A 21,116-nucleotide genomic window follows, 5' to 3' on the forward strand; every position below is an offset into this window, starting at 1 on the left:
TCCTTCACTGGGGATTTTTGCGGCCGGGTTCAGTGTTCTTGTCTACCGACAGCAGCTTACGCATCGATTCCAGCGTCTCCGCGATAATCCTCGGGCGCGCCCGGTAGGACAGCGCGAACAATGCGATCAGCGCGACGACATAAGGGACCGTGAGAACCAGGTAGGAGGGATAGCCGAACGTCTGCAGGCGCAGCGAAAAAGCATCGGCGAAGCCGAACAGCAGGCAGCCGGCCAGCACCTTCAGCGGATCGCCATTGGAAAAGATCAGGATCGCCACCGCCATGAAACCACGGCCCGACGACATGTTTTCGGTGAACATGGTGATGTAGCCGAGTGACAGATGCGCGCCGGCGAGGCCCGCCAGCAATCCGCACAGCAGGGACGCGATGTAGCGGACGCGGGTGATCGATATGCCAAGCGCCTCGGCGGCTTCCGGCTTTTCGCCGACGACGCGGATATAGAGGCCGAGCCGCGTCCGCTTGTAGCAGACGACCAGCAGCGGCACGGCGATGAAGGCGACATAGACGAGCGGCGTGAAGCCGGAGATCAGCGGCGCCCACGAGCCGAGAAGGTCGCGGGCACCGCGCAGCTGGACTTTCGGCAGGCCGACGATGCCGTGACCGACGATCGAACCGCGCGTGCCGAAGATCGCTTTCATCAGCGAGATCGTCATGCCGCCGGCCAGGATGTTGAGCGCCAGCCCGACGACCACTTCATTGGCCTTGAAGCTCACCACCAGGACGGCAAAAACCAGGGCGAAGACGAGCGCCGCCGCGACGCCGCAGGCGACGCCCGCGAGTGCGGAACCTGTCCAGATCGAACCAAGGACGGCGAAGAAGGCGCCGACCAGCATCTGCCCCTCGAGGCCGATGTTGAAGATGCCGGCCTTGGTGGTGAACGAGCCGCCAAGCGCGACCAGAAGGATGGGCGCGGTGGTGCGAAGCGTCGCCGCGATCAGCGCGACGTTGATGAGCTTGTCTAGAATTTCCATCGCCGCTCCCCTGCCTGGCTGTCGCCGCGCTTTCTCACCAGCACCTGGGCCGACACGCTGAGGATGATCAGCGCCTGGATCACGGTGATGATCTCGCGCGACGCGCTGGTATCGACCTCGAGCAGCAGCGATCCGTTGCGCAGGGCGCCGAAGAACAGTGCGGTGAAGATGGTGGCGACAGGCGAGCCATTGGCAAGCAGGGCGGCGATCAGCCCGTCGAAGCCGAAACCAGGGGCAAATCCTTCCATGAAGCGGTGATGGACGCCGAGCGTCTCGACGCCGCCGGCCAGCCCGCCGACGGCCCCCGAAAGCAGCAGGACCAGGAAACCCTGCCGTTTCACGTTGACGCCGCCATATTCGGCGAATTTCGGCGCCGAACCGACCATCGTGACGCCGTAACCCCATTTGGTGTAGCGGAAGACAAGGGCTGCGCCGACCGCCAGCACCAGGCCAATGACCAGGCCCCAGTTCAACCGCGAAAAGGTGAAGATCTCCGGCAGATAGGAAGTCGCCAGGATCGGCGGCGTCTCCGACCAGCCACCCGGCCGCTTGAACAGGAAAATGGTGAAGTAGGACGTGAGCAGCACCGCCACGTAGTTCGACAGGATCGTCGAGACGACCTCGTTGGTGTTGTAGCGGGCGCGGAAGTAGGCGGGGATGGCGACCCAGGCCGCGCCTGCCACGACCGCGAGCGCCAGCGCGGCCAGCGTGTGAATGCCCGCGGGCAGGGGCATGGCAAAGCCGACCCAGGCGGCAGCGAAGCCGCCGAGGAACAGCTGGCCCTCGATGCCGACGTTGAACATGCCGCCGCGCAGGCCGATGCAGGCGGCGACACCGCAGATCAGGATCGGCGTCGTCTGCAGCAAGGTCCCGGCGATCTTCTCCTGATCGCCGAAGGCGCCGCGCAACAGCGTCATGAACACACGCAACGGGCTTTCGCCGACCATGAGGATGATGATCGCGCCCATCAGCAGCGCCACGCCGATGGCGATGACCTGGCCGGAAACGGCACGCAAATGGTCTTTCATGATGCGGTCTCCGCGGCGAATTCCGGCGCGGCCACGCCTGCCATCATCATGCCGATGCGCTCCTCGTCGGCATCGTCGCCGGCGACCTCGCCCATGATCCGCCCGTTGAACATCACCAGGATGCGGTCGGCAAGGGCGGCCAGTTCGTCGAGCTGCACGGAAATCAGCAGGATCGCGCGGCCGGCGGCCCGCTGGCGCATGATCTCATCATGAATGGCCTCCTGGGCGCCGATGTCGACGCCGCGCGTCGGCTGATCGATCAGCAGGAAATCGGCGCCGTTGGTGAATTCGCGTGCCAGAACGACCTTCTGGATGTTTCCGCCCGAAAGCCGCTTGACCGCATCGCCGGCTGCGCGCGCGCGAATATCGAAGCTCTTGATCAGCGTTTCGGCGTTTTGATTTATGGCATTCCAGTTGAGCATGCCGCCGCGGCTCCATGGTGCGCGATGCTGGCGGCCCATCAGGGTGTTGGCCGCTATCGAAGCGTTGCGATCGACCCCGCGCACCATGCGGTCGCCTGGAACATGGGCGAGGCCTGCCTGGCGGATCGCGGCGGGGGAGAGAGCGGTGAGATTCCGGCCCTTCAGCCACGCCCCGCCATGGCTTGCCGGTCGCAGGCCCGAAAGCACTTCCGCCAGCTCTGTCTGCCCATTGCCGGCCACACCCGCGATCCCCACCACCTCGCCGGAGCGGACCGTGAAACTGGCATCGCGAAGGGCCGGCAGCAGGCGATCGTCGCGCGCCCACAGGTCCTTGACTTCGAGCACCACGTCGCCGTGCAGCGACGCACGCGCCCGGCGGTCGAAGCTGACCTCGCGGCCGACCATCATGTGCACCAACTCGTCCTTGCTGAGCTCGGCCGTCGGCCGGGTCGCCACCTTCCTGCCATTGCGCAGCACCGTCACCGTGTCGGACACTTCCATCACCTCTTCCAGGTGATGCGAAATGAAGACCACCGTCATGCCCTCGCCCACGAAGCTGCGCAGCGTCTGGAACAGCTCACGGCTCTCCTGCGGCGTCAGCACGGCGGTCGGTTCGTCGAGGATGATGGTGCGCGCGCCGCGCACCAGGACCTTCAGGATTTCGATGCGTTGCTCTATGCCGACCGAGAGCAGCCCGACGCGCTCGGTCGGATCGACCTGCAGGCCGAAGCGCTTCGACAGGTCGCGCGTGCGCGCAATTTGTGCAGCGTGGTCGATCAGCCCATGGCGACGGATTTCCATACCGAGAAAGACGTTGTCGGCAACCGAGAGCGAGGGAACCAGCTTGAAATGCTGGTGAACCATGCCGAGGCCGGCCTTTATCGCCACGGACGGGTCGGCGATCACGATCTCTTCACCGTTCAGCCGGATCGAGCCTTCGTCCGGCTGCAAGAGGCCGAACAGGATGTTCATCAGCGTCGTCTTGCCGGCACCATTCTCGCCGATGATGGCGTGGATCTCGCCGCGGCGGACCGCAAGGTCGATGCCGTCATTGGCGACGAATGCGCCAAAACGCTTGGTGATGCCAGTCAACTCGACGGCCATCGCGGCATTGCTGTGGAGGGTCGGCGACCCCGGCGTGTTCGACAACGTGGCTCTCGCAGATTGGACACTGATCCGCCGCGGCAAGCCGCGGCGGATCAGTGTAGCGCTTTCTTGGGAGGGAGGCGCTGTTGTTGGCTTATTTTGCCTTGGCGATCACGATCTTGCCGTCGACGATGCCCTTTTTGATCTCATCGAGCTTGGCGGTCATCTCTGCCGGGATCTTGGCGGCGATGTCATCGCAGACCTTGACCTCGACACCGCCCGAGGCGAGGTCGAAAGTGCGGGTGCCGGCGGTGATCTTGCGGCCCTCGACCTCGTCCTTGATCAGCGTGTAGACGGCGATGTCGCCGCGCTTCAGCATGCTGGCGAGCACATTTCCGGGAGCCGAGCCGCACATGTCGATGTCGACGCCGATCGAATATTTGTCGACCGCGGCACTTGCCTGCATCACGCCTTCACCCGTCGGGCCGGCGACGTTGTAGACAATGTCGGAGCCTTGGCCGTAAAGCGCCTGGGCAAGTTCGCTTCCCTTGGCGGGATCGTCGAAGGTTCCGGCGAAGACGGAGTTTACCTTGACGTCGGGCGCGGCATATTTGGCGCCTTGCTCGTAGCCGCCCAGGAAGTTGCGGATCACCGGGATATCTCGGCCGCCGACAAAGCCGATCGCCTTGCCGTCGCCGATCTTGTCGAAGGCGGTGCCCTTGGCTTCGATCATGCCGGCAAGCGCGCCGGCGACGAAGGATCCCTGCTCCTCGGCGAAATTGGCATAGATCATCTTGGGGTTGTCGAGGACGCCATCGATGAATACGAAGCGCTGGTCAGGATATTCGGCGCTGACCTTTTGCAGCGAGTCCACCAGCTCCCAGCCCATCACGAAGATGAGGTCGTACTGTTTGCCCTTGGCAAGATTCTCGAACTGCTGCTGGTAGTCGAGCGCGCGATTGCCGGTGTCGACCAGCTTGAGGTCGATGCCGAAATCGGTCTTGGCCTTGTTGAGGCCGTTGACGATCGAAACGCCAAAACCCTGTGCAAAATATCCCGAGATGGCGGCCACGGAAACCTTGGCCTGTGCCGCGGCCGGTCCGAACGAAATGGCAAGCATCGTGCCGGCCAGAAATAAACTCTTGAGCGCCCTTTTCATGTCATTCCCCTTCAGCTTTTTTCAGCTTTTGAAGCCACGCTTTGACCATCCCCACGTGTCCGCCGGGACAACGGCGAGTTCGTTGATGGTCATATGAGTTTAGGAGCGGCTTAACAGGCTGTCAATCGTCATCCGATGCAGTTTTCTTGGCCCTTCGCCCACTTGCTCGACGTCTGCGCTTGACAAATGTCCATGGGCATAATTGTTGATACTCTAATGAGTTTTTATGAACGACGGGATGAAGGAAGCGAACGATGCCGGCTGTGGTGGTCAGGAAATTTCTGGTTCAGGTCGAAGAGATATTCCATGAGGGCGGACCCCACGCGGCACGCCCGCTCAAGCGGGGCGCGGTCGTCGCGGTCATCGCCAACCCTTTTGCCGGACGTTATGTCGAAGAGATCACTGGCTTCATGGAAGACCTGAAGCCGCTCGGTCTCGATATGGCTCGGCGCCTGATCGACGCCATTGGTGAAGGCGGCCAGGCCATCGAAGGCTATGGCAAGGGTGCCATAGTCGGCGCCGCCGGCGAGCTTGAACACGGCGCGCTCTGGCATAATCCGGGCGGCTATGCGATGCGTGAACTGCTCGGCAATGCCAAGGCGATCGTGCCTTCGACCAAGAAGGTCGGCGGCCCCGGAACGCGCATCGATATCCCGATCACGCACATAAACGCCTCCTATGTGCGCAGCCATTTCGATGCGATCGAGATCGGCATTGCCGATGCGCCGCGCGGCGACGAAATGGCCGTCATCCTGGCGATGACCACCGGCGCACGCGTTCATGCACGGGTCGGCGGCCTTGCCTCCGCCGACATCAAGGGCGAGGACGGATTGCGATGAACCCGGAAATCCGCCGTATCATCACCATCGTCGAGGAAACCCGGATCGAAGGCGGGCGGCCCGTCGATCCGCCGACGCGGCGTGCCGCGGCCATCGCGGTGATCCGCAACCCCTATGCGGGTACCTACGTCGAGGACCTGTCGGCACTGAGCGCCATAGGCGAAGCATTGGGAGATATCTTGCCCAAGCGCGCCGTCGCTGCTCTGGGCATTGCCGGCGACCGGGTCGAGAGCTTCGGCAAGGCCGCCGCCGTCGGCGCCGACGGTGAGCTCGAACATGCCGCCGCCATCCTTCATCCAAAGCTCGGTGCCCCGTTCCGCGATGTGCTCGGCAAGGGGGCCGCGCTCATTCCTTCATCGAAGAAGCGCGGCGGCCTCGGCGTGCCGCTCGATATTCCGCTCGGTCACAAGGATGCGGCGCGGGTGCGCAGCCATTTCGACGGCATGGAGGTTCGTGTTCCCGACGCACCGCGGGCCGACGAGATCGTCGTCGCTATCGCCGTCACCGATTCCGGCAGGCCGCACCCGCGCGTCGGCGGGCTGACCAAGGACAAGATTGTCGGGATTGACGGCGTCGGCTGACCGTCAGGCCGCCAGGACTTCCGGCACCCGCATCGCCGGAGGCGTATTTCTGCTCCGGCCGGTCCGCACCACGCCGTCGATGACGACCATTCCAATGCCTGGAAGATTGCCCAGCGCCACGCTGTCGAGCAGCCCGTCGCCGGCACCGCCGATCGCTTGATCCATGAAGATCAGGTCGGCGGCGCGACCGGCCTCGATGATGCCGCGATCATCCAGTCCGCGCACACGCGCCGTGTTGCCGCTGGCAAGACAGAACGCCACTTCCGGCGCGATACCACCCAGCGAAGCCAGCATGGTCAGGGTTCGCAGGATGCCGAGCGGCTGCACGCCGGATCCGGCCGGGCTGTCGGTGCCGAGGATGACGCGCGAAAGTTCGCCGCGCTGCCTTGCCAGGTCGAGCACGAACAGTCCGGTGCGCAAATTGCCGTTATGGACGATTTCAAGCGCCCTCGAGCCCTTCTCGCAGATCTGCCGTATTTCCGCGTCGGGCAGGGCGGTTGGCCCGCCATTGACGTGGGCGACGATGTCGGCGTCGACCTCCAGCACGACATCCGCGCCGATGCGGCCGGAGCCGGGCAGGGATGGACCGCCCGTGTGGGTCATCGAGGTCATGCCGTATTTGCGCGCCCAGGCGATCATCTGCCGGCCGGTCGGCCCGTCCTTGACGCCGCCAAGTCCGACCTCGCCGACAAGCGTCACGCCGGCCTCGGCGAGACTGCGGAAGTCTTCCTCGGTAAGGCCGGGTTCCAGGATCGGTGCCCCGGCCAGGATCTTCATGCCGTTCGGACGGAAGTTGGAGAAGGTGCGTTGGGCAGCGATCGCCAGCGCCTTCAGCCCGACAAGGTCGCGCGGTCGGCCCGGCGTGTGGACTTCACCCGCCGAGATCATGGTGGTGACGCCGCCATGCACAGTCGAATCCATCCAGCCGATCTGGTTCTGCCGAGGCGTCCAGTCGCCGGCCACCGGATGGGCGTGGTTATCGATAAGACCCGGCGAGACCGCACAGCCCATCGCATCGATGATCGTCGCCGCGCTGCCGCCATCAATGTCGCCTGCCTTGCCAATGCTGGTGATGCGTCCATCGCTCACGACGATGGTGTCGGCGTCGATGATCGGTTGTGCGAGATCGCCACTCAGCATGAGACCGATATTGCGGACGACGAGCGTGTTGGCAGACGACTGGGAGTCGGACGACATCGGTTCTCACTTTTGCTGTTATGGAAAAAAGGACTGGACGCGGCTTATTTGCCGCCGTCGCCATTCGATGGGTCGTCGTCGTTGATGCGCTGGAGCAGGCGAAGCAGCGTCGCCTGCTCAGCCGGTGAGAGCGGCGACAGGAACCGCCGCCCGACCTCGACGCTGCGTTCGAGCCGCTCCAGCGTATAGTCGGTCCCTTTGCCGGTCAGCGCGATCATCGTCAGGCGTTGGTCGGTTTCGGAGGCGCTGCGCGTGATCAGCCCGTGTTTGAGCAGTTTGCGCATGACGATGCTGATGGTCGACGGGTCCATCGCCGTCAGCCGGCCGAGATGGTTCTGCGAGACTTCGCCATGCTTGAGGATCGTGGCGAGCGCCGCGAATTGCGTTGGCGAAAGGTCTTCGCCGGCCATCACCTGCTGGAAGCGCAACGTCGCGCGCTGATGCGCCCGGCGGATGACGTGCGCCGGGTGGCGGTCCAATTCATAGCCGGTCTCGGCGTATTGTTGCAGCACTTGCTCGCGGCTCGGGGGTGCATCGCCGCTCGGCGTTTTCGGCGTCGCGCCTTTTTCGGATTGCGGTTTCTTTTCAGTCGTCACACCGGACTCCTATCGCCGCTGTCTTGGATGTCGCCGGTTTGAAAAAAGCTCAAGCCGCGACCTCCGCTGGTTGAAGCGACCTCCCGTCGCGGAGGGCTGCGACGACATCAGCCGAATCGCTGACCACGCCGAAATGGGTCGCTATGTCGTAGAGCGAGCTTTCCTGCTCGCGTGGTCCCGTCGCCGCGCAGCAATCGCTTGGCACCACCACCTCATAGCCCTCGAAAAAGGCATCATGGACGGTCGAGCGCACACAGATGTTGGTGACCACGCCGAAGATGATCAACTGATCGGTCTGCATGTCTTTCAGCGTCAGGTCGAGGTCGGTTTGAAAGAAGGCCGAGTAGCGCCGCTTGATCACATGGATCTCGTCATCGCGGGCGCCGAGATCCTCGATGATCTCCGGCCCCCAGCTTCCATCCAGGCAATGCGGTGTGCGCTTCAGCCATTCGCGCTCGCGTCGCATGCCCGGCCGGTGGCTGTCATGGACCCAGATCACCGGCACGCCGGCGGCGCGCGCGGCCTCGATCACGGCCAGTTGCGGCGCGACCAGCGTCTCGTACCCAGGCAGGACCATGGCCCCGCCGGGCTTGCAGAACTCATTGACCATATCGATGACGATAACGGCTGCACGGCGTGGATCGAGGCGCACCGCGTCATCGTGCCGATGTGAGGAAAAACTGTCCACGGACATGGCGAGCTCCTTTGACCGATCGTTGATGCTCATACAAAAAACCCTAGCGGATGCCAAGTCAATCCCGTTCGACGCAAAGCGTGCTGGTCGGCCTTGCGCACCGCGCTCCGACAAGCGTATGCGCTATTTGTCCATCGCGAAATGGCCTTGACAACGCTTGTCAGGCATGTGCTCGATTTGTATCACCATCAACAATATTCAAGCCGCTTAATTGCGGAGCCGAGGCCGAGATATGAAAACCATCGTCACCGGAGCCAGCGGCCTGCTTGGCCGCCATGTGGCCGAGGCTCTGGTTGCGGCCGGCCACGATGTGCTTGGTGTCGATGCCGTGGTGCCGGGTGAGGTCGCATGGCGCCACGCAACCGCCGATTTGACCGATCTGGGATCGACACTGCAGCTGGTGCGCGATTGCGATGCCGTTGTGCATGTCGCGGCCATTCCGCGGCCGACCGGCCGGGCCGGCGGCGAGGTGTTCAAGACCAACATCACGACCGCCTACAATGTGGTCGAGGCAGCTGCCATGGCCGGCGCCAGGCGCTTCGTCTATGCCTCGTCCTTCAGCGTTTTCGGCTATCCCTTTTTCGAGAAACCTGTGCGGCCGCCCTATCTGCCGGTCGACTTGAACCATCCGGTCGGCGCGCAGGACCCGTACGGCCTGTCGAAATGGCTGGGCGAGGAAATCGTCGACGCGGCGGTGCGCCGGGGGGCCTTCTCGGCGGTCAGTGTCCGCATGCCGTGGATCCAGACGCCGGGTTCTTTTTTCGAGGGCGTCGGGCCGCGCCGCGCCACCGCCGACAGTGCCCGCGACCTGTGGGCCTATCTCGATGCGCGCGACGCCGGGCAGGGCTTCCTGCGGGCGCTTGAATGGCAAGGCGACGGCCATCTGCGCGTCCTCCTGAGCGCTGCCGATACGTTCATGGAAGAAGAAACCGAAGCGCTTTTGCGCCGGGTCTACCCTGATGTCGCGCTGTCGCGGCCGATCACCGGCTTCGGCGCCGTGCTTGATACGATCCATGCGCGCGAAACGATCGGCTTCGAGCCAAGCCATTCGTGGCGTTCCTATCCGAAGCCGGAGGCTGGACAATGAAACGGTTCGACAAACAGAATGTTCTCGTCACCGGTGGCGCGGGGGCGATCGGCAGCGCCGCGGTGCGGCGCTTCCGTGATGAAGGCGCGCGGGTCGCGATTGTCGACCGCGATGGCGCGGCGGCGCGGCAACTGGCCCGCTCTCTCGGCGAGGACATCCTGGCGATCCAAGCCGACGTCACCGATGAAGCGGATGTGCGGCGCGCCGTCGCAACGACCGTCGAGACGTTCGGCGGCCTCGACGTGGTGTTCAACAATGCCGGCATTTCCGGCGTCGTCGCTCCCGTTCACGACCTGCCGGTCGAGGACTGGGATACGACCATCCGCATCAATCTGCGCGGCATCTTCCTCGTGCTGCAGGCTTCGCTTCGGGCGATGATCAAGGCCGGGACCGGTGGCTCGATCGTCAACATGGGCTCGTCCATGGCCGGTTGGGACGTCCTTTCGGGGGGTGCCGGCTATGTCGCTTCCAAACACGGGGTGGTCGGCCTGACGCGGGTCGCGGCGCTCGATGCCGCGCCTTACGGCATACGCGTCAACGCCATCTGCCCCGGCGTGATCGAGACGACGCTTGGCGTGCCGGTTTCCGGCGACGGCGAATTCAAGAGCAGCGTCCAGCATTTCGCCGACCGCATTCCGTTGCGCCGCATTGGCCAGCCGGACGATGTCGCGGCCGCCGTGGCTTTCCTGGCCTCCGACGAGGCGAAGCACGTCACAGGCGTGGATTGGCTGATCGACGGCGGCCAGACCTTGCAGAGCTGGGCCAACGCGCCGGCTGGCGGCGCGTTTCCGAAATTTCGCTAAAGTCTTTTCGGCGGCATTGCCTGGATGATCCGAACGGCAAGATCGAGATCGGCGAGCCCGCCCGAAAGCGGCGTGCGCGGCTTCGCGCCGCCATGGACGCAATCGGCGAAATGCAGCCATTCGCGGCGGAACGACGTATCCGGAACGCCAGGCAGAGCGCGTTCGGATGCAGCTTCGCCTGTGGTTTCGCGCAGCCGGACGGTCGCCGAGGCATTGCGGAAATAGGGGTTCTGGAATTCGATCCGCACCTCGTCGCGCTCACCATGCACGTGGATCCACTCGTCCCACCATTCATACTGGGCAAGTGCCATGTCGAAGAGGCAAGGGACGCCGCCATAATCGAGCACGGCCAGCAGCTGGTTGGGACCGGTCTGCTGTGCATGCACGACGCGGTCCGGCGTGCCGAAAGCGCCGCGCATGACGGCAAGGTCGTGGCTGGCGAGGCTGAGCAGTACAAGATAGAGATCGCGATAGCCGGCATGGTCCACACCGAGCGCCGCCTCGATGCGCCGAGCGACCGTTTCGCGTCCCGCCGCTAACACATCGGCCGGCACGTCGGTGACCCTGGTCTGCGTGTAGAGTTGGCCATAACGGTCGAAGCGGCCCGCGAAATCGTGGACATGGATCGACTTCGGCCGGCCGATGGCGGCGATGCGCTCCAGCCCGATCTCATAGCCGGGATCATAGAATTTCATGTAGCCGACAAGGGCGACGAGGCCGCTCCGCTCGGCCTGCTCGACCAGCGGGCGCGCCTCCTGCGGCGTGAAGGCAAGCGGCTTCTCGACGATCAGGTGCTTGCCGGCTCGGATTGCATCGGCGACCATCTCGCCATGATCGTAGGTGCAGATCACGACCGCGTCGACATTCGGGTCGGCAAGCAGCGCGCGATGGTCGGTATATCTGGCAGTGACGCCATAATGTTCCGCCACCTTGTCGACCGTGCCGGGAGAGATGTCGCACAAGGCGGCGATGCGAAACGCCGGCAATTCCATGAGATAAGGCAAGTGCATCAACTGGGCGATCTCGCCGCAGCCGATGACGCCAACGCCAATGACGCGATCCTGCATGTCAACCCTTCACGGCGCCGGCTGTCAGGCCGGCGATGAACTGCCGTTGCATGGCGACAAAGACGACGATCACCGGCAGTGTCGTGATCGTCAACGCGGCGAAATAGAGCGTCCAGAGCGAGTCGTATTGCTGGAAGAAGCTGACCAGTCCAAGCGGAATGGTCTGCACTAAAGGGTCGCGCAACAGCAGGAAGGCCAGGAAGAAATCGTTCCAGATCTCGATGAAGCCGAAGATGAGGATCAGCGCCACGCCCGGCCGCACCAGGGGCAGCATGATGTGGATCAGGATCTCGAGCCGGCTGGCGCCATCGATGCGAGCGGCATCTTCGAGGTCGGCCGGCAATGTGATGAAGAAGCTGCGCAGGATGAAGACCGAAAGCGGCAGCGACGTCGCGGCATAGATGAAGGCAATGCCGAGCCGGCTGTTTATCAGGCCGAGATCGCGCGCCACCAGGAACAGCGGAATGGCCATCACCTGCGGCGGCACCAGCATGGCCGCAACTGCGACTGCGACCACAAGACCGCGTCCGGGGAAACGAAGACGCGCCACCGCATAGGCGCACGGCGTCGCGACGGCCACCAGGATGATCAATGCCGAGCCGGTGACGAAGATGCTGTTGACGATGCGCGATCCCATGCCGGCGATCCGCCAGGCATCGGCATAGTTCTGCAGCACCAGGCTCGATGGCGGACCCCAGACATTGCTGAGCATTTCCTGTTTGGTCTTGAGCGAACCGAACAGCACCCAAAGCAGCGGATAAAGGGTCTCGAAGAGCACGAGAATGAGCGCGGCATAGATGCCGCCAAGTTCGAGGATGCCGCGCATGCCGAGGCGCTGCATGAGCCCGCGACGGCGAGAGCCGGCGGCGCCATCATCCAGGGGAAGCGGAGGGTTGGCGGCTGCTCTCATCAGACGTCGAGCCTTTGCCGCCGCATCAGGGCCAGCAGGCCGACGCTGGCCAGCCCGACGATCATGAACAGCACATAGCCGATCGCCGCGGCGTAGCTCATGGCGCCGTCCTGGAAGGCCTTGCTCATCATGTAGGTGAGCACCACTTCGGTGGCGTGGTTCGGACCACCCTTGGTCAGGACATAGACGATGTCGAAGTTGCGCACGAAGGCGCCGGAAAGGCCGAGGATGGTGTTGATGAAGATGATCGGCATCATCATCGGAACGGTGACGTGCCGGAAGCGCTGCAAGGGGCCGGCGCCGTCCATCTTCGCCGATTCATAAAGCTCCGAGGGGATCGTCTGCAGCCCGGCCAGATAGATGACGGCATGGAAGCCGAGCCATTTCCAGACATCGACGACGATGATCGAGTAGAGCGCGATGTCGGCGTCGCCGAGCCATGATCGTTTCAGCCCGGCGAGGCCAATGAGATCGAGCCCGCTGTTGAGCAGGCCGAAGACGGGATTGTAGATCCAGGACCAGAGCAGGCCGACGGCGACGAAGGACATCGTCACCGGGATGAAGGCGGCGGCGCGAAAGAAGGCGCGGCCGAGCAGCGCCCGGTTCAGAAGCAGCGCCAGCCCGAGGCCGAGCACGTTCTTCAGGACGACGACGGCAACGACGAAAATCAGATTATTGCGCAGCGCACCGAGGAAGATGCGATCATGCGCCAGGCGCATGTAGTTGGAAAAGCCTGCCCAGGTCGGGTCGGAAAACCCGTCCCAATTGTGCAGGCTGAGCCAGAAGCCGTTGACGAACGGCCAGAGGTAGAAAAGACCGAAGAGGATCGCGGCGGGCAGGATCATGACGAAGGCCGTAGCCCCGTCCCCGGCATCGAAACGCCAGGTGCCGGATCGGCTCGAAACAGGAGCCGCCTTTTGCGGTCGCGTGCTCACGCGGCCTTCGCGCCTTGCGGGGTCAGCACCAGCCCGAGCGTGTCCCTGACATAGGCGATGCTCTCGAGCGTGCTTTGCTCTGCCGTTTTCCTGGACGCATCCAGCTCGATGATGGCGAGCCCATCGTAGTTTGCATCCAGCAGGACGTCGACGATGCCGGCGAGATCGACGACCCCGGCGCCGAGCTCGCAAAAGGCGCCATAGCGGTCATAGCCCTTCAGCGCCGGATCGACCCTGGTGTCCTTGAAATGCATGTAGCGCACGGCCGAAATGTAGGTCTTTACCGCGTCGACCGGATCGGAATTGGTATGCGCAAGATGCGCCGGATCGATGCACAGGCCGGCCAGATCGGTATCCAGTTCATCCATCATGCGATCGAGCTGGTCGCGGCGCTCGATGAAGGTGTCGAGGTGCGGGTGATAGACCGTCTCGATGCCAAGGTCCTTTGTCCGCCTGCCGATATCCTCGAGCGCCCGGCAAAAGGCGCGGTAGTCGTCGGCCGTGTGCGCCCCGGCAGCGGCTTCCGATGGACCGCCGCCGAGAACCAGCACCGGTGAGCCGAACCCCTTCAACATCCTGGTCAGCGCGACGAGCACATCCCGTTCATAGGGCCAGGCGACGGGGTTGGTGAAGATCGCATTGACGTAGAAGGAGGAGAGCTTGATGCCATACTCGCTCTGGCCTTCCGACAGCAGCGCATAGCGCCGCAAGATGTCGGTGTCGGTGGTCACCCCCATCGGCGCCTGGTTGCCGAGCTGCATGTATTTGCGGGCGTATTGGTCCGACAGGCTGGTGAAGGCGAGGATCTCGAACCAGCCGAAGCCCTGGTCTGCCAGGAACTTGATGGCTGGCCGTAGCGGAAGGCCGGTCAGGTCCCAGCTGTTCAGATGATAACCGATCGAGAAGCGCTGCCGTTCGGCGCGATGTGTCGTCATGTGTTCTCTCCGATGGGCGAGGCTGCCCGAAGCAGGCAGCCTCTGTTTTTCTTGCCTGGCGCATCAGCCCGACCGGATGTGCGCTCGCTTGCAGGCGCTACTTCAGGGCCTCATTTGGGCGGCCAACTGCCCTGGGCCTTGAGGTCGTCGAAAATGGCCTGGATCGATGCGGCGGCATCTTCGGGCGTGGTCGTGCCACCGACGATGCCGGCGATTGCCGAAGACGTGGCGCTCGCGACCTCCGAGGGCCAGATCCAGTCGAGGAACTTGATCGTGTTCGGGAAGGCTTGCTTGCGCAGTTCGACGGCATAGGCATCGTCGACCTGCGGCACGCCCTTGATCGAGGCCGCGATCGGCTGTTCCGGCGCGAGGTAGAGCGTCGCGACCTCGGGCCTTGTCAAATATTCGATGAACTTGACCGCGGCATCGAGCTTCTCGGGCGGGATCGAGGAGGCGACGCACATGCCGTTGTCGGCACCGCCGCCATGGCCAGGCGCGCCCGGCGTTCCGTCCATTTTCGGAAAGGCGAAGACGCCCCATTTGAAGTCCTTGACGCTCGACTGCAGCGACGGGATTTCCCAGGTGCCGCCATAATACATGGCGCTCTTGCCGGCGGCGAAGGCCGCACGCATGCCGTCCTGGTCGACGGAAAGCGAATCCTTGGAAAGGATGCCATCATCGACCCATTGCTTGATCAGCTTGAACCCCTCGACATCGGGCGCGTCGGTGAATTTCGCCGTGCCCTCGAGGTTCTTCTGCGTCTTGCCGACCGGGTCGCCCGAGGCCTGCGAAAAGGTCTCGAAGTACCACATCGGCCACATCACGGTGTTAGAGCCCTGATGCAGCAGAGGGATCACGCCCGCGGTCTTGAACTTCGGCACGGCTGCCTTCAGGTCGTCATAGGTTGGCGGGACAGGAATGGCGAGCTTCTGAAAGAGATCGACATTGTAGAAGATCGTCGATGTCGACAGCGTCGAGATCGGCACGCCGTAGACTTGGCCGTTGACCGTGAAGGCGCCAAGTGCGGCGGCGTCGATCCTGTCCTGGAACGGCTTGATCTTGTCGGTAATCGGCATCACCAGTTTTCGCCTGACATAGGCGCCATTGGTGTAGAAGGCCGGGCAGGGGATCAGATCCATTTCCTGGTTTGCAAGTTTTGCGGTCATCACGCGCTGGATGGAATCGGTTTGCGGCCCCTGGGCATCCCACTCGACCGCGGCGACGTCGGGGTTGGCCTTGAGGAAGCCGTCGATAACCTGCTGCTGGATTTTCTTCTGCTCGTCCGGCGGTTGGCGCGGCGCGAGTTCGTCGAGCGCCGAGCCGCCGAAGATCTTGAGCGTGATCCCTTCGGCGTGGCCGATGCCGGGCACTGTGATCAGGCCGAGGCCTAGCAGTGCGGTGGCAAGGATGGGAGCGGCGGAACGTTGTTTCGGACGATGGGTCACTCTCTGCTGAAGGGGCATCTGGCTCTCCTTTACGCCAATGCCGAGGGGCAACCTCGGGACCAATATCGTTGATGGTCATATGATCTTGGTCGCCTGTTGATGTTTTTGTCAATCGGCAAGAATGCCTATTATTTCATCGATCGCACCGCCCCCCTTTCGTGTTCGGCGTGGCCCGTGCGGTGTTCGATTTGCCTGGGCAGTGATCTGCAAGAAGATCGGCAAACCAATTGTCGGATGCCGGCTGGTCCCGGTAACGGACAAGCCCCAATCTTCGCGATCTACTTCACGCCGATGCCGGCGGTCAGGCCGCCATCGATCTTGTAGTCCGCGCCAGTGCAGAAGCCGGCCTTCGACGAACACAGGAAAGCGATGAGTTCAGCCACTTCCTCCGGCTCGCCGATGCGCCCGATGGGGTGCGCTTCGCCGAAGCGCTTGTAGGCGGCCTCGACATCGGCATCCGTGCCGTTCTCGCCGCGGGCGGCCTTCTCCAGGATCGGGGTGCGGATCGAGCCCGGGCTGACGGAATTGACGCGGATGCCGGAGCGCGCATGGTCGAGGGCCAGGGCACGCGTCAGCGTGTGGATGGCGCCCTTGGTGGTGGCATAGGCGGCGACGTTTTGCTGGCAGGCAAAGCCCTGCACCGAAGCGACGTTGATGATGGCGCCGCCGCCCCTGCGGACCATTTCCGGGATGCCGAAATGCGCTGTCAGATAGATCGACCCGACATTGACCGACATCGCCCTGTTCCAGGTCTCGAAATCGGTGCTGGTCGCGGTTCCGTACGGATGCACCGCCGCCGAATTGACGATGATATCGAGGCCGCCGAACCGCTCGACGCCGGCCGCGACGGCGTCGCGAACCTGCTCCGGTACGGAGACGTCGGCGCTTATGACCAGCGCCCCGGCTCCGGAGTTCTCCAGTTCCGCTTCCAGCGCCGCGTTGGCCGCGCGGTCGATGCCGCAGGCGACGATCGCAGCGCCTCCAGCCGCAAGGCGTCTGGCGGTTGCGAGGCCAATCCCGGTCGTCCCCGTCACCAAGGCCACCTTGCCGTCGAAATCCTTCATTGGGAAAACTCCTTCATTCGCTGTCCGAAACCGGTTCCTAGTTTGACACCCATCGTGGTCCAACAATAGGTTGCCGTTCTCTCGCGGAAGGAAGCGGCAATGGAACAGTGCTGGCGCTGGTATGGACCGAACGACCCGGTAACGCTCGATCATGTCAGGCAGGCCGGTGCGACCGGCGTGGTGAGCGCCTTGCACGATATCTATGACGGTCGCGCCTGGCCGCTCGAGAGCATTCTGGAGCGCAAGCGTGTCATCGAGGCCGCCGGCCTGACATGGTCGGTGGTCGAGAGCATTCCGGTCCACAATTCCTTCAAGATCGGCACGCCGGAACGCGAGCGCTACGCCGGCTACTATCGCGACTCGATCCGCGCGCTCGCCAAGGCCGGCATTGCGACGGTCTGCTATAATTTCATGCCGGTGGTCGACTGGACGCGCACGGATCTCGCCTATCGGCTGCCAACGACAGGTTATGCGCTGCGTTTCGACGCGATCGATTTCGCGGCCTACGATTTGTTCGTGCTGAAGCGCGTCAATGCCGAGGCCGGCTATACCCCCGCCCGCATCGCCGAGGCGGAAGCGCGGCTGAAGGAATTGAGCAGCGAAGCTATCGACAGGATCGAGCGCAACCTGATCGCCGGCCTGCCGGCAACCGAGCGCAGTTATAACAGGGACAGTTTTCGCGAGGCCCTGGCGGAATACGACGCGATCGGACCAAAGGAGCTGCGCGACAACCTTGCCTGGTTCCTGCGCGAGATCATTCCGGTGGCCGAAGAGGAGGGGGTGCGCATGTGCATCCATCCCGACGACCCGCCCTTCTCGCTCTACGGCCTGCCCCGCATCGTTTCGACCGCCGAGGATGCGCGTTTCATCCTCAACGCCGTCGACAGCCCCGCCAACGGCCTGACGTTCTGCACTGGCTCCTATGGGACACGCGCCGACAACGACATCGTCGCCATGGTCAAGGAGTTCGCGGACCGCATCCATTTCGTCCATCTGCGCAACATCACCATCGAGGATGACGGCTCGTTCCACGAGGCCGAGCATCTCGAGGGCGGCACCGACATGGCGCATGTGATTCTCGCTCTGATGCAGGAAGAGGCGCGCCGCCGCCGGGAGGGCCGTGCCGACTGGCGTATTCCGATGCGGCCCGACCATGGCCATCTGCTCGCCGACGATATCGGCAAGACCAGGATCAATCCCGGCTATTCGCTGATCGGCCGGCTGAAAGGCCTCGCCGAGCTGCGTGGCATCATGCGCGCCATCGAGCGGTTCGAGCTGGCTTGAGCGGCCCCCTCAGTTCGGCTGGCAGGATCTGAAACTATCGCGCCGGTTTTGCACTTCCGCGGTGTTTATATGCCACATTGCTGAGAAACGCCCTGGGTCGCATCGCGCCAGGGCAGCCATGCGCTGCCGCAGTTCGGCGAAGCTGGGCATGGATTGTCCGCATGGCTTGACGACAACCTTGGTGATGCGGCTCGACACTGGCCGCTTCGACACCATCCAGTAATGGATTGTCACAAACACCGCGATCTTTAGGAAAAATCTCCACGCGCGATGCTTTGAATTACACTAAATCCATAGACAAAGATCGATCCCGTGCTGAGCGCGTTTGTCTGGGTTGTCATATGGCAAAATCTCCTATTATTCTCAATGGCTTCACCATGAATGCCGTCTCCCATGTCGCCTACGGCCTTTGGCGCCATCCGGCCGACCAGGCCTATCGACATGCCGAGCTCGACTACTGGATCGAGCTTGCCAAAGCACTGGAGGAGGGCGGCTTCGATTGCTTGTTCATCGCCGACGCGCTGGGCCTTCTCGACGTCTATGGCGGTGGATACGACGCCTCGCTGGCAAAGGGCGTGCAGTCCCCCGTCAACGATCCGCTGTTGCTGGTCTCAGCGCTTGCCGGCGCTACAAGCCGGCTGGGTTTCGGCGTCACCGTTTCGACGACCTACGAAAAGCCATATCTGCTGGCGCGCAAATTCACCACGCTCGATCATCTCACCAAGGGGCGGATCGCCTGGAACGTCGTCACCTCGCAGCTCGACAGCGCGGCGCGCAATCTCGGTCTCGACAGGCAGGTGGCGCATGACGAGCGCTACGAGATCGCCGACGAGTTCATGGATGTCGCCTACAAGCTCTGGCAAGGTTCCTGGGAAGACGGTGCCCTGGTGCGTGATCGCGGCAGCGCCGCCAACCCGGACGGTCTCTATACCGATCCGGAAAAGGTCCATCCGATCGGTCATTCCGGTCGCTACTTCAACGTTCCGGGTCCGCATCTCTCGGAGCCCAGTCCGCAGAGGGTGCCAGTGCTGTTCCAGGCGGGCGGTTCGCCGCGCGGCCAGCGCTTTGCCGCTCGTCACGCGGAGGTGGTCTTTGTCGCCGGTGCCGATGTCGATGGCATCCGCCGCAATGTCGCTGAGGTGAAGCGGCTTGCCCGCGATGAAGGCAGGGCTCCAGGCAGCATCAAGTTCATATCCGCGGTCTCGGTGATCACGGATGAAACCGACGCCGCCGCGGCCGCCAAGCTCGCTGACTACAGGTCGCACTACGATGTCGAAGGCGCGCTGGTGCATTATTCGGCAACGACCGGCATCGATTTTTCCAGGCACGATCTCGACCAGCCTATCCGCTACACCGAAACCGATTCCAACCGTTCCCTGCTGCGCATGTTCGATGACCCGTCGTCGGGCCGCCAGTGGACCTTGCGCCAGGCGTTTTCCCCGGAGGGCGGTTTCGGGCGCGGCAAGTCCTTTGTCGGCGGCCCCAAGACCGTTGCCGACGAGCTCGAGCAATGGCTGGAAGCCACCGATACCGACGGCATCAATTTGACGCATGTGGTCAGCCCCGGCAGCTTCATCGATTTCTCCGCCCACGTCGTTCCCGAGCTGCGGAAGCGCGGACGAATTCGCGAGGATGTCGGTCCCTCGCTGCGGTCCAGGCTCTTCGGGCGTGACAACCGGGTGCCCGCCGATCATCCGGCGGCGCAACACGCTTTCTCGCAGGGCCGTCAGCCGGAGGCTTTGGCATCATGACCATCCACGCCACCGTTCAGCATGAACAGCGCAGCGATTTCCAAGGCTGGGCCGAGAAGGCCGAGGAGGTCGTGCGCGAACTCAAGCGAACAGCTGCAGCGCGCGATCTGGCCGGGGCCGCCCCGCATGCCGAGATAGACCTTTTGCGTCTGGCCGGCCTGCTGACGATCTATATTCCCAAGCGATTTGGCGGCGGTGGCGCGACGCCGGCCGAAGTGCTCAGGATCGTCCGCATCCTGGCCAGGGGCGATACATCGATAGCCCAGATCGTCATCTACCATCTCTTCGGCACGGCAATCGGATTGGACGGCGACAACAAGTCCCTGATCGAAAGACGGCTTCAAGGCTTTCTCTCCAAGGGCTGGTTTCATGCCGGCATCGCGCAGGCCGCCTATGAGCCGCTTGTCGAGGCGAGGCAGGTGGACGGCGGTTTCGTGCTCAACGGCGCCAAGCCTTTCACCAGTGGTGCGCAGGTGGCCGACACGCTGCAGGTCTGGGTGCGCTTTGCCGGGAGCACGCGGATCGCCGGCACCGACGCCAGCCGTCATATCGGCCAGTTCATCGTCGCCAACCCGACGTCAGGCCTCAGCTTCGGCAATGACTGGGACAATATCGGCCAGAGGCTGACGGTGAGCGGCAGTGCGGCGCTCGAGAATGTCGCCGCATCCGCCGACGATCTGGTCGGGCATTGGCCTGATGATACGGTTCATCCGCCGCATGCCACGCTGCATGTGCCGATCGTTCATGCAGCCTTCGGCGAACTTTATCTCGGCACCGCCCTTGCCGCCCTGGAAGACGCCAGGGATTACATCACCCAACGCGGCAGGCCATGGCTGTCCTCGCCGGCAAAGAAAGCCTCCGAGGACACGCTGGTTGTCGAGCGCTTCGGCCGGCTTTCGATTTCGCTGGCGTCCGCGCAGGCGCTCGCGGACGCCGCCGGCGAGGCCGTGCAGCGCGCCTTCGAGCGAGGCAGGGATCTCACCGCGGAAGAACGTGGCCATGCCGCGGCAATCGCCTACCAGTCGAAGGTGCATTCGACCGAGGTCGCCCTGGAGGTGACGTCGCGCATATTCGAACTGACCGGTGCCCGCTCCACGGCGCGCTCGTTCGGCTTCGACCGCTACTGGCGCAACGTCCGCACCCACAGCCTGCATGATCCCGTGCACTACAAGGTGCTGGAAGTCGGTGACTTCGCGCTTAACGGCCGTGTGCCGCCGCCAACCTACTATTCGTGAGCCGAAG

General features: G+C 63.5%; 20 protein-coding genes. 7 read left to right on the forward strand and 13 right to left on the reverse strand.

Annotated features, from left to right (window positions below):
- Positions 1–4: 4 nt before the first annotated feature.
- The 4 genes from NKJ00_RS00425 to NKJ00_RS00440 all read right to left on the reverse strand — a co-directional run bounded on the left by NKJ00_RS00425 (position 5) and on the right by NKJ00_RS00440 (position 4,686).
- On the reverse strand, positions 5–991 hold the full coding sequence (locus tag NKJ00_RS00425) for an ABC transporter permease (protein WP_352628323.1): 987 nt from the start codon (positions 989–991) through the stop codon (positions 5–7).
- Positions 979–2,019 carry an ABC transporter permease gene (locus NKJ00_RS00430; protein WP_023809105.1) on the reverse strand — a complete coding sequence of 347 codons (1,041 nt, stop codon included), beginning with the start codon at positions 2,017–2,019 and terminating at the stop codon, positions 979–981. The genes NKJ00_RS00425 and NKJ00_RS00430 overlap by 13 nt, the downstream gene beginning before the upstream one ends.
- Positions 2,016–3,545 (reverse strand): ABC transporter ATP-binding protein, encoded by a 1,530-nt coding sequence (locus NKJ00_RS00435; RefSeq protein WP_502895793.1) that lies wholly within the window; start codon positions 3,543–3,545, stop codon positions 2,016–2,018. The genes NKJ00_RS00430 and NKJ00_RS00435 overlap by 4 nt, the downstream gene beginning before the upstream one ends.
- Before the next feature lie 136 nt (positions 3,546–3,681).
- Positions 3,682–4,686 (reverse strand): BMP family lipoprotein, encoded by a 1,005-nt coding sequence (locus NKJ00_RS00440; protein WP_013530296.1) that lies wholly within the window; start codon positions 4,684–4,686, stop codon positions 3,682–3,684.
- A gap of 254 nt (positions 4,687–4,940) precedes the next feature.
- On the opposite strand from NKJ00_RS00440, the gene NKJ00_RS00445 reads away from it, so the two are divergent.
- Positions 4,941–5,525: an amino acid synthesis family protein gene (locus tag NKJ00_RS00445; RefSeq protein WP_352628328.1), complete on the forward strand. Its 585-nt coding sequence runs from the start codon at positions 4,941–4,943 to the stop codon at positions 5,523–5,525.
- Positions 5,522–6,106 (forward strand): amino acid synthesis family protein, encoded by a 585-nt coding sequence (locus tag NKJ00_RS00450; RefSeq protein ID WP_023809102.1) that lies wholly within the window; start codon positions 5,522–5,524, stop codon positions 6,104–6,106. Before NKJ00_RS00445 ends, NKJ00_RS00450 begins: the two co-directional genes overlap by 4 nt.
- A gap of 3 nt (positions 6,107–6,109) precedes the next feature.
- Here the strand turns inward: NKJ00_RS00450 and NKJ00_RS00455 are convergent, their stop codons facing one another.
- From NKJ00_RS00455 to NKJ00_RS00465, 3 genes are read right to left on the reverse strand one after another with little or no spacing between them, the layout of a single operon-like run.
- Positions 6,110–7,303: an amidohydrolase family protein gene (locus NKJ00_RS00455; RefSeq protein WP_023809101.1), complete on the reverse strand. Its 1,194-nt coding sequence runs from the start codon at positions 7,301–7,303 to the stop codon at positions 6,110–6,112.
- 44 nt (positions 7,304–7,347) lie between these two features.
- The gene (locus tag NKJ00_RS00460) at positions 7,348–7,899 is read right to left on the reverse strand and encodes a MarR family winged helix-turn-helix transcriptional regulator (RefSeq protein WP_023809100.1); all 552 of its coding nucleotides are present in this window, start codon (positions 7,897–7,899) and stop codon (positions 7,348–7,350) included.
- A 49-nt stretch (positions 7,900–7,948) separates the two neighbouring features.
- Positions 7,949–8,593: a cysteine hydrolase family protein gene (locus NKJ00_RS00465; RefSeq protein WP_128302615.1), complete on the reverse strand. Its 645-nt coding sequence runs from the start codon at positions 8,591–8,593 to the stop codon at positions 7,949–7,951.
- 232 nt (positions 8,594–8,825) lie between these two features.
- Here NKJ00_RS00465 and NKJ00_RS00470 point away from each other — a divergent pair, with 232 nt between their 5' ends.
- Together NKJ00_RS00470 and NKJ00_RS00475 are read left to right on the forward strand one after the other, a co-directional pair.
- Positions 8,826–9,680 (forward strand): NAD-dependent epimerase/dehydratase family protein, encoded by an 855-nt coding sequence (locus tag NKJ00_RS00470; RefSeq protein WP_352628331.1) that lies wholly within the window; start codon positions 8,826–8,828, stop codon positions 9,678–9,680.
- Positions 9,677–10,483, forward strand: a complete 807-nt coding sequence (locus tag NKJ00_RS00475; RefSeq protein WP_352628333.1) for an SDR family NAD(P)-dependent oxidoreductase — start codon at positions 9,677–9,679, stop codon at positions 10,481–10,483. Before NKJ00_RS00470 ends, NKJ00_RS00475 begins: the two co-directional genes overlap by 4 nt.
- Here NKJ00_RS00475 and NKJ00_RS00480 read toward each other — a convergent pair.
- The 6 genes from NKJ00_RS00480 to NKJ00_RS00505 form a co-directional block, all read right to left on the reverse strand.
- Positions 10,480–11,550 carry a Gfo/Idh/MocA family oxidoreductase gene (locus NKJ00_RS00480; RefSeq protein WP_352440742.1) on the reverse strand — a complete coding sequence of 357 codons (1,071 nt, stop codon included), beginning with the start codon at positions 11,548–11,550 and terminating at the stop codon, positions 10,480–10,482. The genes NKJ00_RS00475 and NKJ00_RS00480 overlap by 4 nt on opposite strands.
- Position 11,551: 1 nt before the next feature.
- Positions 11,552–12,460: a carbohydrate ABC transporter permease gene (locus tag NKJ00_RS00485; RefSeq protein ID WP_352440741.1), complete on the reverse strand. Its 909-nt coding sequence runs from the start codon at positions 12,458–12,460 to the stop codon at positions 11,552–11,554.
- Positions 12,460–13,395 carry a carbohydrate ABC transporter permease gene (locus tag NKJ00_RS00490; protein ID WP_352440740.1) on the reverse strand — a complete coding sequence of 312 codons (936 nt, stop codon included), beginning with the start codon at positions 13,393–13,395 and terminating at the stop codon, positions 12,460–12,462. Before NKJ00_RS00490 ends, NKJ00_RS00485 begins: the two co-directional genes overlap by 1 nt.
- Complete coding sequence (locus NKJ00_RS00495; protein WP_352440739.1) at positions 13,392–14,330, reverse strand: sugar phosphate isomerase/epimerase family protein; 939 nt, start codon at positions 14,328–14,330, stop codon at positions 13,392–13,394. Before NKJ00_RS00495 ends, NKJ00_RS00490 begins: the two co-directional genes overlap by 4 nt.
- Before the next feature lie 110 nt (positions 14,331–14,440).
- The gene (locus tag NKJ00_RS00500; protein ID WP_352628335.1) at positions 14,441–15,793 is read right to left on the reverse strand and encodes an extracellular solute-binding protein; all 1,353 of its coding nucleotides are present in this window, start codon (positions 15,791–15,793) and stop codon (positions 14,441–14,443) included.
- A 260-nt stretch (positions 15,794–16,053) separates the two neighbouring features.
- Entirely contained in the window at positions 16,054–16,839 is a 786-nt protein-coding gene (locus tag NKJ00_RS00505; protein ID WP_352609982.1) for an SDR family NAD(P)-dependent oxidoreductase, read from the reverse strand.
- A gap of 99 nt (positions 16,840–16,938) precedes the next feature.
- On the opposite strand from NKJ00_RS00505, the gene uxuA reads away from it, so the two are divergent.
- The 3 genes from uxuA (at position 16,939) to NKJ00_RS00520 (ending at position 21,109) form a co-directional block, all read left to right on the forward strand.
- Complete coding sequence (gene uxuA, locus NKJ00_RS00510) at positions 16,939–18,123, forward strand: mannonate dehydratase (protein WP_352609984.1); 1,185 nt, start codon at positions 16,939–16,941, stop codon at positions 18,121–18,123.
- 341 nt (positions 18,124–18,464) lie between these two features.
- Complete coding sequence (locus tag NKJ00_RS00515) at positions 18,465–19,874, forward strand: LLM class flavin-dependent oxidoreductase (protein ID WP_352609986.1); 1,410 nt, start codon at positions 18,465–18,467, stop codon at positions 19,872–19,874.
- Positions 19,871–21,109, forward strand: coding sequence for an acyl-CoA dehydrogenase family protein (locus NKJ00_RS00520; RefSeq protein ID WP_352609989.1), 1,239 nt, complete (start codon positions 19,871–19,873; stop codon positions 21,107–21,109). The genes NKJ00_RS00515 and NKJ00_RS00520 overlap by 4 nt, the downstream gene beginning before the upstream one ends.
- Positions 21,110–21,116 lie beyond the last annotated feature (7 nt).

It is taken from the genome of Mesorhizobium sp. M0227 (genome assembly GCF_040321855.1).
In the GTDB taxonomy this organism is placed as follows: Bacteria; Pseudomonadota; Alphaproteobacteria; order Rhizobiales; family Rhizobiaceae; genus Mesorhizobium.

Bases quoted from the DNA above. Each gene is read 5' to 3' on its own strand.
- NKJ00_RS00425 (WP_352628323.1), bottom strand. From the start codon at position 991: ATGGAAATTCTAGACAAGCTCATCAACGTCGCGCTGATCGCGGCGACG.
- NKJ00_RS00430 (WP_023809105.1), bottom strand. From the start codon at position 2,019: ATGAAAGACCATTTGCGTGCCGTTTCCGGCCAGGTCATCGCCATCGGC.
- NKJ00_RS00435 (WP_502895793.1), bottom strand. From the start codon at position 3,545: ATGGCCGTCGAGTTGACTGGCATCACCAAGCGTTTTGGCGCATTCGTC.
- NKJ00_RS00440 (WP_013530296.1), bottom strand. From the start codon at position 4,686: ATGAAAAGGGCGCTCAAGAGTTTATTTCTGGCCGGCACGATGCTTGCC.
- NKJ00_RS00445 (WP_352628328.1), top strand. From the start codon at position 4,941: ATGCCGGCTGTGGTGGTCAGGAAATTTCTGGTTCAGGTCGAAGAGATA.
- NKJ00_RS00450 (WP_023809102.1), top strand. From the start codon at position 5,522: ATGAACCCGGAAATCCGCCGTATCATCACCATCGTCGAGGAAACCCGG.
- NKJ00_RS00455 (WP_023809101.1), bottom strand. From the start codon at position 7,303: ATGTCGTCCGACTCCCAGTCGTCTGCCAACACGCTCGTCGTCCGCAAT.
- NKJ00_RS00465 (WP_128302615.1), bottom strand. From the start codon at position 8,593: ATGTCCGTGGACAGTTTTTCCTCACATCGGCACGATGACGCGGTGCGC.
- NKJ00_RS00470 (WP_352628331.1), top strand. From the start codon at position 8,826: ATGAAAACCATCGTCACCGGAGCCAGCGGCCTGCTTGGCCGCCATGTG.
- NKJ00_RS00475 (WP_352628333.1), top strand. From the start codon at position 9,677: ATGAAACGGTTCGACAAACAGAATGTTCTCGTCACCGGTGGCGCGGGG.
- NKJ00_RS00480 (WP_352440742.1), bottom strand. From the start codon at position 11,550: ATGCAGGATCGCGTCATTGGCGTTGGCGTCATCGGCTGCGGCGAGATC.
- NKJ00_RS00485 (WP_352440741.1), bottom strand. From the start codon at position 12,460: ATGAGAGCAGCCGCCAACCCTCCGCTTCCCCTGGATGATGGCGCCGCC.
- NKJ00_RS00495 (WP_352440739.1), bottom strand. From the start codon at position 14,330: ATGACGACACATCGCGCCGAACGGCAGCGCTTCTCGATCGGTTATCAT.
- NKJ00_RS00500 (WP_352628335.1), bottom strand. From the start codon at position 15,793: ATGCCCCTTCAGCAGAGAGTGACCCATCGTCCGAAACAACGTTCCGCC.
- NKJ00_RS00505 (WP_352609982.1), bottom strand. From the start codon at position 16,839: ATGAAGGATTTCGACGGCAAGGTGGCCTTGGTGACGGGGACGACCGGG.
- uxuA (WP_352609984.1), top strand. From the start codon at position 16,939: ATGGAACAGTGCTGGCGCTGGTATGGACCGAACGACCCGGTAACGCTC.
- NKJ00_RS00515 (WP_352609986.1), top strand. From the start codon at position 18,465: ATGGCAAAATCTCCTATTATTCTCAATGGCTTCACCATGAATGCCGTC.
- NKJ00_RS00520 (WP_352609989.1), top strand. From the start codon at position 19,871: ATGACCATCCACGCCACCGTTCAGCATGAACAGCGCAGCGATTTCCAA.